Here is a 14,653-nt window from a genome sequence, read left to right as displayed (position 1 = left end):
CTTTATTAAAGCCTAGATGATAACGTGGGACACCAGCAAACTAAATATGTGAGCTATAGAAGGTATTGATACTAGTTAGATCATAATTTTACTAACTTGATGACCTAGTTAGTAAAATATTGATCTCAACACAGATCAGATTTTTACCAACTTTTCAGGGAAAAAGCCGTTTATAAGCAGCTAAATAGTTAACACATAAGGCTCTAAACCCTCTAAACCATGTGATACGGGTAGTTTCTTGTCTTTATCTCCCTGCACTTTTACGAAAGCGACTGTTGCACTAGGCTTTGTGTAACCGAATTTAGCTAACCCACTGCCTTTATCCTGCTTATGCTCAAGGTGGAGATCAATATTTTACTAACTTAACAAGGATCACTTAGTAAAATAATGATCTGTAAACCCCCTTTACAACTTTATACTGATCCTCTCAACTATTTACTGCGCCACCAAAATCAGCTTATCAACAGCGAAACCTCGCGCAGCCAATTCTCTTTTGAAGTCTTCAACACGAGCCGGTTCAACGCTTGGCTTTCTCGCCAAAAGCCAGGCATAGTCTGTGTTATAGCCGCTGATATAAGCGTATTGATATGCCTCCTGGTCGAGCTTAAACACCACGTATGAGGAGTAGAAAGGGCCAAAAAATGATACCTTCAAATGCCCTACATCGCTCCCATCAACAAATTTAGCCTTGCCTTCGGCACTGCTCCACTGCCCTGTTTCGGCATTAAAACCCTTATTTAAAACCTTAACCGAACCGTCTTCATTGATGCTGTAGGTGGCCGTCACCTTGGACAAGCCTTCTTCGAATGAGTGCGGCATGCGGGCAATTTCATACCAGGTTCCGCTATAGCGGGAGAGCTCAAACGGAGTCACAGGCGTTACCTGCTCAGGCATGGAAGTGCAGGCGCTGAGCAACAAAGTTAGTAAAATAATGATCTTGTTGATTATGGAGATTTTCATTGTTTTTCCTTAGCTTATAAGTATTAGGGTCTGTTGACCTTTGTTGTTTGTTTCTGCAGCAGTTTGTAGTGTATTTGTACAAGGCGGCACATGTGTGGTGTAGTTATTCTACATAAACATGTAACAACACAGTAGAAATGCGCTACAAACGCTGCCCTGCGGGTTCACCTAAACGCATCCTGCTCTGTGTTGCTCGCTATGAACATAGGCGAGCAAGACCGAAGCAATGCTTCGCAGCTTAGCGAGGTGAGCGCATGGATGCGCGATGTAACCAAGCTTCATGGATGAATTTGACCACATAAATCAGTGATTATATTCATCAGAATGCGTTTAGATTGAACATAAAGTAAACCGCAAAGATAAACAGACCCTAGTAATCACTTTAGATGAGTACGTAGTAATGGGTATAATTGGATCGCTATTTTACTAACAACAAGACGAAAATTATGCCGCAGGCTATAGGATTTGGTGCCACCGATGCCGCCATTCGCGTTTATGTGAAGAACCGCCCTCCCCTTGTTGAGTTTCAACAACTCGACACCCTATTGGCGTTGGATAAAGAAGCCATAGAAAAAATTAACTCCGAAGCGGGCAATGGTTGGCGTAAGGTATTTAATGTGTACGCAAAGTGGTTGTTTGCGCTGCACGGCAAGCAAGGCATGTTAGGAGAGTTTGAAAGTTGGCAACAACTAAGGGATCAGTTGCTGCTACGCAAGAACAGTAATACGGCTTTGTTATTCAGTGTTCCCGAGTTTAATAGCCCTGCCCTGCATGTGATAGCTGGTCGCACCTACGCTCAGGAGCTGGCGGCACAGCCCTCACTTGGTATAAATCTGATCTGGCTGGATAGAGAGTTCGCAGTGGATCAGGCAAACCGGGTTTTGGTCTGCCCATATTTCGACTATCGCCAGCTTAGCAATGTAAAAATCGATAAGCTCTGCCAGCTGATCCGGGAGCTGTTTCCGAATTACATCTAAATCAGGCTATAAGCAACGTATGGCATAGCCGGTAAAGCCCAGCGCCTTAAAGTAACACTGAGCAGTACCAAAGCCAGTCTGATCCAACAGCTCAGCAAGACGAATACGATCAAGCGGATAAAACTCGTACTCGAAATTATGACGCATGCGCTGTACACCGACTTCGGTCAAGCCGAGCTGCTGACACACTAAAAACTGAGCGTCTAGCTCGAAAGGAGTTTGCGGCTTCATTAAATCCGCTAACCACAGCCAGGCACTTGGCTTTAACCTTTGGCGCACAGCGCTCAGTAAGTCAGCCTTATCGCCATTATCGGCGACAAAGTGCAGCACCAGCAAACACAAGGCCGCATCGAAGTTACCTTCGATTTCCGCCACGCTACCACAATGGCATTGCACCCTATCGCTAATTCCCGCCTGCTCGAAGCTCTTTTTCGCAAGGCTGAGCATATCCGCAGAAATATCCTGGGCGACAAAGCGCATCTTAGGTTTGGCCTTGGCTAGAGCCAAAATCTCGGTGCCGGTACCGGCACCGACCACAAGCACATAAGCATCCTCGCTCAGAGCCGCCTGGCACTGAGCCTGAGTCAACTGCTGTAATAGATCGTACCCAGGCACTAAACGTTGAATTCGTTGGTCGTAGTTACTGGCTTCATCACCTAAAAAACTGGGCATACTGGCTCCTTAATTTAGCTATTCTTAGCTTATACGCAGGCTTACTCACAACTGATCTGCGAGTATCCCCCGGGTCGCTTAAGCACCTTAATCTGCGTGGCAACCCGCTCTGTTAGCTCGGCAACATGGGAGATCACCCCCACCTTGCGCCCCTGCGCCTGCAGGTTATCGAGCGCATCCATGGCAACGCTCAGGGTTTGTGCATCCAATGTGCCAAAGCCTTCATCAATAAACAAGGACTCTATTTTCACCTTGTTCGACGATAAGGAGGCTAACCCCAGCGCCAGCGCCAGGGATACCAAAAAGGATTCGCCGCCGGAGAGGGTGTTAACACTGCGCTGCTCATCCGCCATATCCTGATCGATAATGGCAATATCCAGAGTGCTAGGAATACGGGTAAGGCGATACCGTTTCGACAGGGAGTGCAGATGTTGGTTTGCATAGGCGAGCAAAATAGCCAGAGTCTGGCTTTGTACCAGATTTCGCAAACGCTTACCCTGCGCATCACCCAGGGCGCTGTTAAGGGTGGCCCAGGTCTTCAGCTGGGCTTGTAACTGCTGCAGTTGCTCGGCCTGATCCGCCAGCTGAGCAAGATTCTGACGGTGATTCTCAAGCTTAGCGGCGATCAAAGTCAGTGTTTGCTGAGTTTGCTCATAATCATTATCAAGCGCCGCTTTACGTGCCTCTAATTCACTCTGTGCCTGCTCTGGACGCGCTTGCTGATGCGTACTATGGCGCTGCTGCGTTTGTGCTAATTGCGCTTCAAGGCGGACCTGCTGTTGTTGCAACCTCTGTTGCTGAGCGAGCAGGGCATCGACCTCGGCGCTATCGCGACTTAGTAAAACTCGGATCTGCTCACGGCCAATTTCGTCTTCGGGAGCAAAATTGGCGCTGCACCAATCACTAAAGGCCGTTTCCAGTTCGCTTAAGTCCTGCTGTAACTGAGAGCAATTTTTTACCAAGTGCTCATATTCATTGTGTTCGCGCTCAAGCCTGCTTTGCGCCTGCTGCTGAGCTTGCTGCGCGCCCTGCAGCTCACTGGCTCCTTGCTCAAGGGCTTGCTCAAGCTGAAGCAGCAATTGCTGGGGCTGCAATTCGGGTGCGAGCAGAGCATGACGACGAGTTAGTAAATTACTGATCTCCTTTTCACTACCTTGCTCTTGCCGCGTTAATTGCTGCAATTGAGCGGTGCAGGCAGACAACTTGGTAAAAATCTGATCTAACTCTAGTTTATAGTCGCTAACCTGTTGTTCTAGTTGCGATATTTTAATCTGCTCCTGATCATACTCTTGCAGTTGTAATTGTAGCTGTGGCCAGTAGGAGGCGAGATACTCCGGTTCATCACGCCACCAAGGCGCCTCACTAAATGCCGTTTCTAGTTGCGCAATGCTATCTTGGCTACGTTCCTGCTCAGCTTCAAGTTCATCACTAAGGCGTTGATACTGTAGCTGTAAGTGCTGGCTTTGCTGCTCATACAGACGCTGTTGCTGCTGTTGTTGCTCGGCAAGAGTGCGCCCTTGCTGCAGTGCAGATCGCAATTTTACTAACTCCTGCTCAAGTGCCGTGGCGCCCAGGTACTGGTTATTCAAGCTTTGCAATTGCTCGCTAAAGTATTCCTCGTCCAACTTATCCAGCCCCTGCTCAGGGCAAAATTGTGTCAACTGCGCACCTAACTCGTCTTGCTCTTGCTGGGCTTGAATAAGGCTTGCGGCCAGGGTGCTAAGCTCTTGCTCGGCTAATCGGGCTGAGGTTTGCAACTCGTGGCTGTGGGTTAAATACTGATCCCAATTCTGTTTCGCCAGCTTAAGCTGAGCGGCAAAATCTGCGAGTAGAGCACCGAAGGGGCTGGTTTCACTCGCTTTCACTGCAAATGGATGCTCACAGGAGCCACATACCATGCAAGGTTCACCCGCATTTAACTGAGTACGTAAAACACTGATCTCTTCACTGGCACGTAATTGCACCTGATTATAAGCCTGCTCAGCATTAACAACTTCTTGCTGCAAGAGTGGCTGCTGGGTTTGACGCTCGTGCAACTGCTGTTGATACTGCGCCAGTTGCTCTTGATTGCGTGCCTGCTGCTGGCGCCACTGCGCAATTTTATGCCCCAAATCGTGCCAGCGACGATAATGCTCCAAGCCCTGTTGCCACCTGCCGATATTTTGCTGCAAGGCAGCAGGAGACTGGTGTTGTAGCTCTTGCTCCAGATACGCAATGCGCTGCTCCTGACCCAGATTTTGCTCCTGAGTGTACGTCTGCTTTTCGGCCAGCTCAGTAATACTGACGGTGAGTTTTGTCAGCTCGGATTTATGCTCTTGTAACTGGGTATTTTTTTGCTCTCTAAGCTGAGAATGCAAGGTGATGGGCTGCCATAGATGCTGATAGTGAGAACGATTTTTTACTAACTCTACAAGCCAGGGTTGCGCGCTTGCCTGCGCCACTTTTTGCTGTAACTGTGCCTGACATTGTTCGGCACTAAGTTGCAACTTGGTGCTTTGTTCTTGTAACTCCTGCTGATCGCGGTTTTGAGCGACTATTTGCTCTTGCTGCTGCGCTAATCCCTGACGCAATTGCTGTACCTGAGCGTCCAGGGTAATGGCCTGCTGCAACGCCGGCTTTTGCTCATTTAGGCGAGCCTGAGCATGAGTATAGACAGACTCAGCCTGCTGTAGCATCTGCTGCGCCTTTTCCCATTGAGCCTGAGCGTCTGAGCCTTGCAAAGCAACAATTCGCTGCTCATCTTGCTGTAAGCGCAATCTCAAGCGCGCGGTATTATTTATATTGTCACTAATTTGTCGACAACGGGCGCTGAGCTCGGCTTGTTTAAACTCGCCCTCGCGAAGCTGTAATTGCTCGCCCGCCTCGCTTAACTGTCCTTGCAGGGTAAGCAGCTCGTTCTGCATATTTTGTTCGTTGGCAAACCACTGCAATTGCAGCTGGTAAGCACTGATTTGTTGCTTACGGCTTTGCTGGATCTCACTCTGCTCTTGCTGCTGTTGCCCTAAGGCGGCAAGTTCCTCGTCGCTGAGCAAATGCACGGCATTCATACTGCTTTGGAACAGAGTTACTTCATTGAGTTTGGCCTTGTAGCCCTCAAAAACCCGCTGACCAACGAGGGAATACTTTTGCGTGCCACTTAAGCGCTCTAACAGCGCCGCACGTTCATCCCCTTGTGCCCGTAAAAAGGCGGCAAACTCATTTTGCGCCAGCATTACGGCGCGGGAAAACTGATCGAAATTAAGGCCGACTAAGCGCTCGATGAGCTTTTTTGTTTCTGACTTGGCATCGCTTATAAGCTGCTCACTGGGCAATTGATAAAGCGCATGAGTTGGCGTTTGCAGCCGCCCCTGGGCTTTTTTACGCGCGCGCGTTACCTGCCATAAGGCCCGATATTGCTGCCCATCTATGGCATTAAAGTCTACCTTAACCCAGCCTACGCCAGTGCCGCGCCTAAGCAAGTGGCGCGGGTCGTTTAGGCGCACATTATCGCCATTAAAATCAACCTTCTGGGTGTTCTCATTACTCAGACGCGCGGTCTTGTCATAGAGCGCCAAGCACAAAGCATCGAGCAGGGTACTTTTACCTGCACCTGTATCGCCGGTAATGGCAAACAAGCCGGTGTCACTCAGGGGGGCCTTGGTAAAATCGATATCCGCATCCACTAAGGAAGCAAGGTTATGAATTTGCAGGCGATTAATCTTCATGGCTTAGCTCCTGCTCAACATCGGCAACCAGCTGGGAAAACAAGGTCTTAATTTCATCATTGAGATCTTGCTCACTCAGCTCGCTGTGCTCCTCAAGGGCGACGGATAGCAGATGATCCGCATCGAGTCGTTCGAGTTGCGAGAGATCCTGAAATTCCACCTCATCCTGCTTTGCTTGCTGCTGCGACCGCACCCGCTCTATACCGCAAAACAACAGGTTTTTCCCCGCAAGGGCGGCATCTATTTGCTCGCGAAAATCCGTACTTAGCTCTTTGCTCGACAGACGCACGCGGATATAACCTGGTTGCGCATTATCATCTGGCAGGGCGCTCAGCTGCTGACACAGCTCTGTAAGCGGCACTACCTCACCCTCGGGAAGCAGATGCAGCTTTCTGAATGTGGGAATGTAAAGGGGGTTGACACTTTGCAGGGCGCCATCGGCGACTTCAACCAGCAGGCATTGATGGCGGTAATTACGCTCGTTAAAAGACATAGCGAAGGGCGTGCCACTGTAGCGAATACGCTCCTGAGAATTGACCATCTGCGCTTTATGCAAATGACCAAGGGCAACATAGCAGGCCTCGGCGGGAAATACATCCGCACCTATGGCATCTTCACCGCCAATCACCAGAGCGCGTTCGGAGTCTTCACTGACCGCAGCACCACGAGCATGCAAGTGACCCATGGCAATCACATTGGTTTGGGTATCAAACTCGCTGTTGTCCAGCATACTGGTATAGGCTTGCTGCACAGCTGTGCTATAGCTTTGGCTGGCACTGGGAATATCACAGGAACGCAAATAAGGAAGCGCTAAAATCAAGCATTGCTCATCGCCTTTGGTAATATTAACCGTACTAAGTTCCGGCGCCTGATGCTGATAATGGCCAATGATTTGTGTATCGAACTGGGCCAGCAAGGACTCTGCCGTGGTGATGCGTTTGGCGGAATCGTGGTTGCCGGCAATTACGACTATTTGCAGCTCAGGACAGGCGGACTTTGCCGCTTCTATAAACTGATAGAACTGCTTTTCAGCACGACTAGGAGGCGTCGCTGTGTGGTAAATATCGCCGCTGATAAGCAGTACATCAATGGCCTGCTCACGTAATTGCGTTAATAGCCAGGCTAAGAACGCCTGATGCTCATCAATGCGTTCATGTTCGTAAAAAAGCTGTCCAAGGTGCCAATCTGAGGTGTGAAGTAAGCGCATGAAATAAAGTGATTAGACTTATAATGTCCTCACTATATCATGGAAAACTTGTTACCGCGGCGATTGCTTTAATGGGTAAATTGCCACCAGGTGATCAACAAAATAGGTATGGCAATGGCCAGAACCAGCAGGGGAATACGTATGCTACGTTGGTATTTGCTTTGCAGATGACTTATCGCCGTGCGCTCGTCGCAGGCAGCTACCTTATCTATATAAAAGTAGCCATTGTTTAGGTACTGCTTACAATGCTGCTCATCGGCAGGAATAGCAATTAACTCGTTTTTCTTTTTAAGGACATAAAAATCCATAGCACCACCACATACACCTTGCTATGTGCGAATCAAGTGAACATTCCATCGCTTATTTTATATCTCGCCAGGCATTATTGTGCTCGCCGAGGTCCATTTTTATTGTTCACGAATTAAAAAAGTGGGGGATTTTAAAATTAATTAAATACCAATTGCAACCTTTGCCGAAATTATTTTATCAATTCGCTGTCAACCCCCTTTACACTTGTTGTAACTCAGTCAGGAACTAGGCAAGCACTCAAAAAGTAACCTTATATTTTATTTGGTTTTACTATCGAGCCTAAGGTTTATTAGGGAAAAATTAACAAGGATGAAAACCAAGGTCGCTATATTGGGCCGTTACTGCTACATTGCCAGCATAGACTACGCATGTACCAGATGTTCGCATTAAGAGGAATTTATGAGCAAATACCACAATGTGCCATTAAAAGGTGTTATTTTTGATATGGATGGCACCTTATTTAGCTCACAATTAGATTTTGCCCTTATCCGTGAGCAAATAAACTGCGCCCATGGCGAGGATATACTCGAATTTATTACCCGCCTGGACAGCGATAGCCAGCGCCACGCCGAGCAGGTGATACTCGACCATGAACTGGCAGACGCTGAACAAGCCGAGCTGCTGCCCCAGGTTGCCCAGTCCCTTGCCAGCCTGCATAAGGCGCAGATCCCCATGGCCATAGTCACCCGCAATTCCGAGCAAGCCACGGGTATAAAGATGAGCCGAAATCCCATTCCCATAGATTTGGTGCTGACCCGGGATGATGCCCCCGCTAAACCCAACCCCAGCGCTTTATTGCATATTGCCGAACGTTGGCAGGTGCCGGTGCAGCACTTGCTTTACGTAGGCGACTATAAATACGATATTCAGGCCGCCCATAATGCCAATATGCGCGCTTGCTTGTACGCTCCGCACAAGATTCCCGACTATGCGGCACAGGCGGATTATGTGATCCGCTGCTTTAGTGAATTACCTGCACTTATTGAGTTATGTTAAATAGCATGGTTTTTTAGGTTTTACCACTAGCTATACTGCTTTTATAAAAACATGACACTAGCCCAATTTGCCTTGAGTTGTTAAAATCATGCAAAGCATAAAATTCAAACTTGAGAGATTGAAAATGGGCAGAGCGTTTGAAGTTCGTAAAAACGCCATGGCGAAAACCGCTGCGGCAAAAACAAAAGTAAACTCAAAATACGGTAAAGAAATCTACGTCGTGGCAAAAAACGGCGGTGCTGACCCAGAGACCAACCTTTCTCTTCGTCGCTTGATGGATAAAGCGAAAAAAGATCAGGTACCAGCACACGTAATCGATAAAGCCATTGAAAAAGCCGCTGGCGGCGCTGGCGAAGACTATTCAACAGCTCGTTACGAAGGCTATGGCCCGGGTAACTGCATGGTTATCGTTGACTGTTTAACCGACAACCCGAACCGTACCATCAAGGACGTACGTCTTCCTTTTACCAAAACCGATTCAAAAATTGGCAGCCCGGGCTGTGTAGCACACATGTTCGATCACCTGGCGATCTTGGGTTTTGAAGGCGATGACGACGAAGCCGTGTTAGAAGCACTGATGATGGCCGATGTAGATGTGACCGACGTTGAATTAGAAGACGGCAAGGTTTCAGTATTTGCGCCGCACACCGAATACTTTAAGGCGAAAACCGCACTTACCGAAGCATTCGATGGTATTAACTTTGAAATCGACGAGATCACCTTTGTGCCACAAACACATATAGAGATTACAGATGCTGACGATATTGCCAACTTTGAGAAGTTTATGAACATGCTTGAAGATTGCGATGACGTGCAAAACATCTATCACAATGCCATTGTGAAAAACTAATAGCGTCCAACACGCAAAAAAGAAAAGCCGGATATTAATCCGGCTTTTTGTGTAAAGGGGGTTTACACTTTTACGACTCTTGCTGTTTGCCTTTAAACAAACGACGGTAATGATGCAATAGAGGCTCGGTATAGCCGCTGGGTTGCTCACAGCCTTTAAACACCAGATCCAAGGCTGCCTGGAAGGCAAAGCTGGCATTGAGCGACTGCTCATCAGCGGCCATGTCAATATAGCTGGGGTCGCCGGCATTTTGCTCATCCACCACCTTAGCCATACGGGCCATGGTATTGTGAACCTGCTCCTTAGAACACACGCCGTGACGTAACCAGTTGGCAATATGCTGGCTGGAGATCCTCAGGGTCGCTCTGTCTTCCATCAAGCCCACATTGTTAATGTCCGGCACCTTAGAGCAACCTATACCTTGCTCAACCCAGCGCACAACATAGCCGAGAATACCCTGAGCATTGTTGTCGAGCTCCATTTGAATATCCTCTGGGCTCAATTGCTGACCCTTGTCTATGGGCGGCGTCAACAAGGCCGCCAACGAATCCTCACCTAGTGGCGGCAGGGATTTTTGCAGCGCAAATACATCGAGCTTATGATAGTGCAGAGCATGCAAAGTCGCCGCAGTAGGGGAGGGCACCCAGGCGGTATTGGCACCGGATTGCACATGCGCCACCTTTTGCTCCATCATCAGGGCCATTTTATCTGGAATGGGCCACATGCCCTTACCAATTTGCGCCTTGCCGCTGAGGCCGCATTCCAGGCCTATGCTGACGTTGCGCTTTTCATAAGCGTCAATCCAAGGCTGCTCTTTTATTTTCGCCTTAGGCAAGACGATGCCACCTTCCATTGCGGTGTGAATTTCATCGCCGGTACGGTCGAGGAAGCCGGTATTGATAAAGACCACGCGCTGTTTGGCGCTGGCGATACAGGCCTTAAGGTTAACCGAGGTACGGCGCTCTTCATCCATGATGCCCATTTTGATGCTGTATGGCTCAAGCCCCAGCAAACGCTCTACCTCAGTGAACAGCTGCTCGGTAAAGGCCACTTCTTCTGGGCCGTGCATCTTGGGCTTAACAATATAGATGCTCTTGGTGCGCGAGTTCGCCAGCTTGCTGCGACCATAATACTCGGGCAAGGCACATAAGCTGGTAAAGATGGCATCCATAATGCCTTCAAACACCTCATTGCCTTCGCTATCGAGTATCGCCGGGTTGGTCATCAGATGACCGACATTACGAACAAACATCAGGCTGCGCCCGTGCAGGGTCAGTTGTGAACCATCGGGCTTGGCAAATTGCAGATCCGGGTTTAATGTGCGTTCAAGTTGCTCGCCACCTTTATTAAAGCTGCAGCTTAGCTGACCCATCATAAGGCCGAACCAATTGCGATACACATTGGTTTTATCTTCACCGTCCACCGCCGCGACCGAATCCTCACAGTCCATAATAGTGGTCAGCGCCGCCTCCATAATAATGTCTTTAATTCCGGCTTTATCATCACGACCAATGCGATTATGCGGGTCGATAGCAATAATAAAATGCAGGCCATGATGACAGAACAGCAAGGCGGAAGGACGCTGTGGCTGGCCCTGAAAACCGAGCAACTGAGCCGGGTTTTGCAAGCTGACCTGCTGTGAATCACCCAAAGTCACAACTAGTTCGCCATTGTTGATGGCATATTCGGTACTTTCGATATGTGAGCCGCTGCTAAGGGGCAGGGCTTGGTCGAGGAATTGACGGGCATAGGCCATCACCTTAAAGCCGCGCACCGGGTTATAGCCACCGCCTTGCTCAGCGCCTTCTTCCTCGGCGATCACATCACTGCCATATAGGGCATCGTATAAAGAGCCCCAGCGGGCATTGGCAGCATTGAGGGCAAAGCGAGCATTGCTCACCGGCACTACAAGTTGCGGGCCAGCCATGGTGGCAATTTCCGCATCGACGTTGGTGGTTTCTATGCTCACCGACTCCGGGCTATCAACCAGATAACCTATCTCGCGCAAAAACGCCGTATATTCATCAAGATTATGCTCAGTATTAGCCTGATAGTAGGCGTCTATCTGCTGTTGCAGCGTCTCACGCTTGGCCAGCAAGGCTCTGTTGATGGGAGTAAGTCGCTTGATAATATCGGCAACACCGGCGAACAAGGTATCGCCGTCTATATCGGTCTGGGGCAATACCTCTTGAGTAATAAACTCATAGAGGGTGGCGTCAATAGACAGGCCGCTGTGCGAGATGCGCTGAGTCATGAGCAATTCCTTTAATCGAACAAGTGTTATTTCACTGTAACCGAAAATATGTGAATGTGAACACAAAACCTATTCACTAAAAATATAGCGGCAATAACAAGTATAAATTTAATAAATCTGTAAAAAACGGCCTAGGGTAAATATACAAGACGACCACCTCTCCCACAGGGTGTTGCAAAACATAACCATTACACGTTCAAAGGATACCGACTATGAAACAGTACAACGCACAGATAGACAGCCTTGCTACCCTATGCCAACAAAATGGTCAAAGCTGGAACAGCATCAGCCCTGTTTATGCGGCTCGTATGCAACTGCAAAACCGCTTTAAAACCGGTTTGGATATCGCCAAGTACACCGCCAAAATCATGCGTGAAGACATGGCCGCTTACGATGCCGATTCAAGCCAATATACTCAGTCTCTAGGTTGCTGGCATGGTTTCACGGCGCAGCAAATGATGATGGCGATTAAACGCCACCAAAAGACGACTAAACGCAGTTATGTGTATCTGAGCGGCTGGATGGTAGCGGCGCTACGCTCTGAGTTCGGTCCACTGCCAGACCAAAGTATGCACGAGAAAACCTCGGTTCCGGCACTGATTGAAGAGATCTACACCTTCTTAAAACAAGCAGATGCCCGTGAGCTGGATCATCTTTATAAAGCTCTGGATGCGGCACAGCAAAGCGGTGCAGACACTTCGGCAATCGAAGCGCAAATTGATAACTTTGAAACCCATGTAGTGCCAATTATCGCCGATATCGATGCCGGTTTTGGTAACGAAGAAGCCACTTATTTACTGGCCAAGAAGATGATTGAAGCCGGTGCCTGTGCCATTCAAATCGAAAACCAGGTATCCGATGCCAAACAATGTGGTCACCAGGCTGGTAAGGTAACTGTACCGCACGAAGACTTCCTCGCGAAAATCAACGCCGTGCGTTATGCCTTCTTAGAGCTTGGCGTGGAAGACGGCATTATCGTGGCTCGTACCGATTCATTGGGTGCCAGCCTGACGCAGAAAATCCCAGTCAGCAAAGAGGCAGGCGACTTGGCCAGCCAATACATCAACTTCCTTGACGCTCAGCCTATCAGCGGCGCCGATGACCTGGAAGACAACGAAATGGCGATTAAACTTAACGGCCAGCTATGCAAGCCGGTACGTTTAGACAATGGCCTCTACCAATTCCGCGCCGGCACAGAGAAAGACCGCGTGGTACTGGACTGTGTCACCAGCTTGCAGCATGGCGCCGATCTGCTGTGGATCGAAACCGAAAAACCGAATGTGCAGCAAATTGCCGAACTGGTAAATCGAGTTCGCGAGCAAGTACCAAACGCCAAGCTGGTGTATAACAACTCACCTTCATTTAACTGGACACTGAAGTTCCGTGAGCAGGTTTTCGCGCAGTGGCAGGCTGAAGGCCGTGACCTAAGTGCTTACCCAGATCCAACAAACGATGCCAAGGTATTGATGGATGCGAGCCTGGATAGCTCAGAGCTGGCGGTTGCCGCCGACGAGCTTGTGCGTAACTTCCAGCGCGACGGTGCCCGTGAAGCTGGTATCTTCCACCACCTGATCACCTTGCCGACTTACCATACAGCGGCACTAAGCACGGATATTCTTGCTGAAGGTTACTTCGGTGATCTGGGCATGCTGGCCTATGTACGCGATGTACAGCGTCAGGAAATCCGCCGCGAGCAGGCCTCGGTTAAGCACCAAGACCTGGCCGGCTCGAATATCGGTGATACTCATAAAGAGTATTTCTCCGGTGAAAACGCGCTTAAAGCGGGCGGTGAAGCCAATACCATGAATCAGTTCTAACCACTGTGTGTTGCAAGCAAAAGGGCCTAAGGGCCCTTTTTTATTGAGATCAGCTTTTAACTAGGTTGAATATTTCCCAGATCGGAAGTGCCTCAAAAGTAGGAAATAGCCGCTATAAACGGACACAGAGCAAGATTTTACCAAGTGTCTTGAAGCTAAATTTGGGAACAGAGCAAGTTTTTACTAACTGCTCAGGGGATCCCGGAACATTTTTTTACTAACTTGGCTTTGACTAAAGAAATTCCAGAGACATTAAAAAAGGCCGTACTAATGACGGCCCTTTGGTTCAGTGCAAGTGGTAACTTAGGCTTGGTGGCGACGCAGGGGCACCACGGAATTATCTTCATCCATGGTGCTAGGCTTTGGGCTATCACCTTGGGCAAGCGCGTTAAGGCGCTCACGCACGCTTTGAGCGTCTTGCGATGCAGTTTTTTGTGCCGCTTGATTCAAGCGTTCACGTATAGCATCGAGTTTTTGCTGTTGTGGGTCTTGCGGAGCAATATGATCCACAGACACACCTTCTTGCGCCATCATATCGGCTAAAGAGTCCGAGGGCAGATTAAGCGCCAACATGGCAATATCCACGGTTTCTTTACAGCTTATCTTCTCGCTTAGGCTCAACTGTTCAAGCGTTTGCTTAAGCTTGCTGTAATCCAAAAAAAGCTGGCTAAGATGATTTTGTAAGACCGACTGCGAAGTCTGATGATCCGGCTTAGACATAGGCGCACCAAGCGAACCCAGTAAGCCTTCCTCACGCATTTTTTCAATCAGAGCGGCGGAGGGCATGTTGAGGTCGGTAAAAACCTGATCCACATTTCGTTTAACGCGAATAGCTTTCAACATGCTTAAACGCGCAAAGGCACGAGTAAGATTGTGATGATCCGTTAATATTGCAAACATAAGCCCT

11 protein-coding genes are annotated in these 14,653 nt (G+C 48.8%); 4 read left to right on the top strand and 7 right to left on the bottom strand.

The features are described 5' to 3' along the window. Positions 1–435: 435 nt before the first annotated feature. Positions 436–960, bottom strand: a complete 525-nt coding sequence (locus WCN91_RS13780; protein ID WP_342679958.1) for a lipocalin family protein — start codon at positions 958–960, stop codon at positions 436–438. A gap of 446 nt (positions 961–1,406) precedes the next feature. On the opposite strand from WCN91_RS13780, the gene WCN91_RS13775 reads away from it, so the two are divergent. Then, a complete protein-coding gene (locus WCN91_RS13775) occupies positions 1,407–1,937 on the top strand; it encodes a DUF6942 family protein (RefSeq protein ID WP_342679957.1) in 531 nt (176 codons plus the stop codon). 6 nt (positions 1,938–1,943) lie between these two features. On the opposite strand, the gene WCN91_RS13770 is transcribed toward WCN91_RS13775, so the two are convergent. The 4 genes from WCN91_RS13770 to WCN91_RS13755 form a co-directional block, all read right to left on the bottom strand. Beyond that, positions 1,944–2,609, bottom strand: a complete 666-nt coding sequence (locus WCN91_RS13770) for a class I SAM-dependent methyltransferase (RefSeq protein WP_342679956.1) — start codon at positions 2,607–2,609, stop codon at positions 1,944–1,946. 41 nt (positions 2,610–2,650) lie between these two features. Continuing rightward, entirely contained in the window at positions 2,651–6,313 is a 3,663-nt protein-coding gene (locus tag WCN91_RS13765) for an AAA family ATPase (RefSeq protein WP_342679955.1), read from the bottom strand. After that, positions 6,303–7,520 carry an exonuclease SbcCD subunit D C-terminal domain-containing protein gene (locus WCN91_RS13760; protein WP_342679954.1) on the bottom strand — a complete coding sequence of 406 codons (1,218 nt, stop codon included), beginning with the start codon at positions 7,518–7,520 and terminating at the stop codon, positions 6,303–6,305. The genes WCN91_RS13765 and WCN91_RS13760 overlap by 11 nt, the downstream gene beginning before the upstream one ends. 68 nt (positions 7,521–7,588) lie before the next feature. Then, positions 7,589–7,828, bottom strand: a complete 240-nt coding sequence (locus tag WCN91_RS13755; protein ID WP_342679953.1) for a hypothetical protein — start codon at positions 7,826–7,828, stop codon at positions 7,589–7,591. Between the two features lie 400 nt (positions 7,829–8,228). On the opposite strand from WCN91_RS13755, the gene WCN91_RS13750 reads away from it, so the two are divergent. Both WCN91_RS13750 and WCN91_RS13745 read left to right on the top strand, forming a co-directional pair. After that, positions 8,229–8,825 carry an HAD family hydrolase gene (locus tag WCN91_RS13750; protein ID WP_342679952.1) on the top strand — a complete coding sequence of 199 codons (597 nt, stop codon included), beginning with the start codon at positions 8,229–8,231 and terminating at the stop codon, positions 8,823–8,825. A 124-nt stretch (positions 8,826–8,949) separates the two neighbouring features. After that, complete coding sequence (locus WCN91_RS13745) at positions 8,950–9,675, top strand: YebC/PmpR family DNA-binding transcriptional regulator (RefSeq protein ID WP_342679951.1); 726 nt, start codon at positions 8,950–8,952, stop codon at positions 9,673–9,675. Between the two features lie 70 nt (positions 9,676–9,745). On the opposite strand, the gene WCN91_RS13740 is transcribed toward WCN91_RS13745, so the two are convergent. Continuing rightward, positions 9,746–11,929 (bottom strand): malate synthase G, encoded by a 2,184-nt coding sequence (locus WCN91_RS13740; RefSeq protein ID WP_342679950.1) that lies wholly within the window; start codon positions 11,927–11,929, stop codon positions 9,746–9,748. Between the two features lie 212 nt (positions 11,930–12,141). Between WCN91_RS13740 and WCN91_RS13735 the strand changes: the two genes are divergently transcribed. After that, entirely contained in the window at positions 12,142–13,746 is a 1,605-nt protein-coding gene (locus tag WCN91_RS13735; RefSeq protein WP_342679949.1) for an isocitrate lyase, read from the top strand. 303 nt (positions 13,747–14,049) lie between these two features. Here WCN91_RS13735 and WCN91_RS13730 read toward each other — a convergent pair whose 3' ends face one another. Next, positions 14,050–14,646 (bottom strand): hypothetical protein, encoded by a 597-nt coding sequence (locus WCN91_RS13730; protein WP_342679948.1) that lies wholly within the window; start codon positions 14,644–14,646, stop codon positions 14,050–14,052. Positions 14,647–14,653: the final 7 nt, after the last annotated feature.

The sequence above is a fragment of the Pseudoalteromonas qingdaonensis genome (genome assembly GCF_038739665.1).
Taxonomy (GTDB): domain Bacteria; phylum Pseudomonadota; class Gammaproteobacteria; order Enterobacterales; family Alteromonadaceae; genus Pseudoalteromonas; species Pseudoalteromonas qingdaonensis.
Note: the sequence above shows the minus strand (reverse complement) of the source record. Positions and strands in the feature narration are given on the sequence as shown.

What these genes read in the sequence shown, in the direction of transcription:
- WCN91_RS13780 (WP_342679958.1), bottom strand. Translation starts at nt 960, where the DNA reads ATGAAAATCTCCATAATCAACAAGATCATTATTTTACTAACTTTGTTG.
- WCN91_RS13775 (WP_342679957.1), top strand. Translation starts at nt 1,407, where the DNA reads ATGCCGCAGGCTATAGGATTTGGTGCCACCGATGCCGCCATTCGCGTT.
- WCN91_RS13770 (WP_342679956.1), bottom strand. Translation starts at nt 2,609, where the DNA reads ATGCCCAGTTTTTTAGGTGATGAAGCCAGTAACTACGACCAACGAATT.
- WCN91_RS13765 (WP_342679955.1), bottom strand. Translation starts at nt 6,313, where the DNA reads ATGAAGATTAATCGCCTGCAAATTCATAACCTTGCTTCCTTAGTGGAT.
- WCN91_RS13760 (WP_342679954.1), bottom strand. Translation starts at nt 7,520, where the DNA reads ATGCGCTTACTTCACACCTCAGATTGGCACCTTGGACAGCTTTTTTAC.
- WCN91_RS13755 (WP_342679953.1), bottom strand. Translation starts at nt 7,828, where the DNA reads ATGGATTTTTATGTCCTTAAAAAGAAAAACGAGTTAATTGCTATTCCT.
- WCN91_RS13750 (WP_342679952.1), top strand. Translation starts at nt 8,229, where the DNA reads ATGAGCAAATACCACAATGTGCCATTAAAAGGTGTTATTTTTGATATG.
- WCN91_RS13745 (WP_342679951.1), top strand. Translation starts at nt 8,950, where the DNA reads ATGGGCAGAGCGTTTGAAGTTCGTAAAAACGCCATGGCGAAAACCGCT.
- WCN91_RS13740 (WP_342679950.1), bottom strand. Translation starts at nt 11,929, where the DNA reads ATGACTCAGCGCATCTCGCACAGCGGCCTGTCTATTGACGCCACCCTC.
- WCN91_RS13735 (WP_342679949.1), top strand. Translation starts at nt 12,142, where the DNA reads ATGAAACAGTACAACGCACAGATAGACAGCCTTGCTACCCTATGCCAA.
- WCN91_RS13730 (WP_342679948.1), bottom strand. Translation starts at nt 14,646, where the DNA reads ATGTTTGCAATATTAACGGATCATCACAATCTTACTCGTGCCTTTGCG.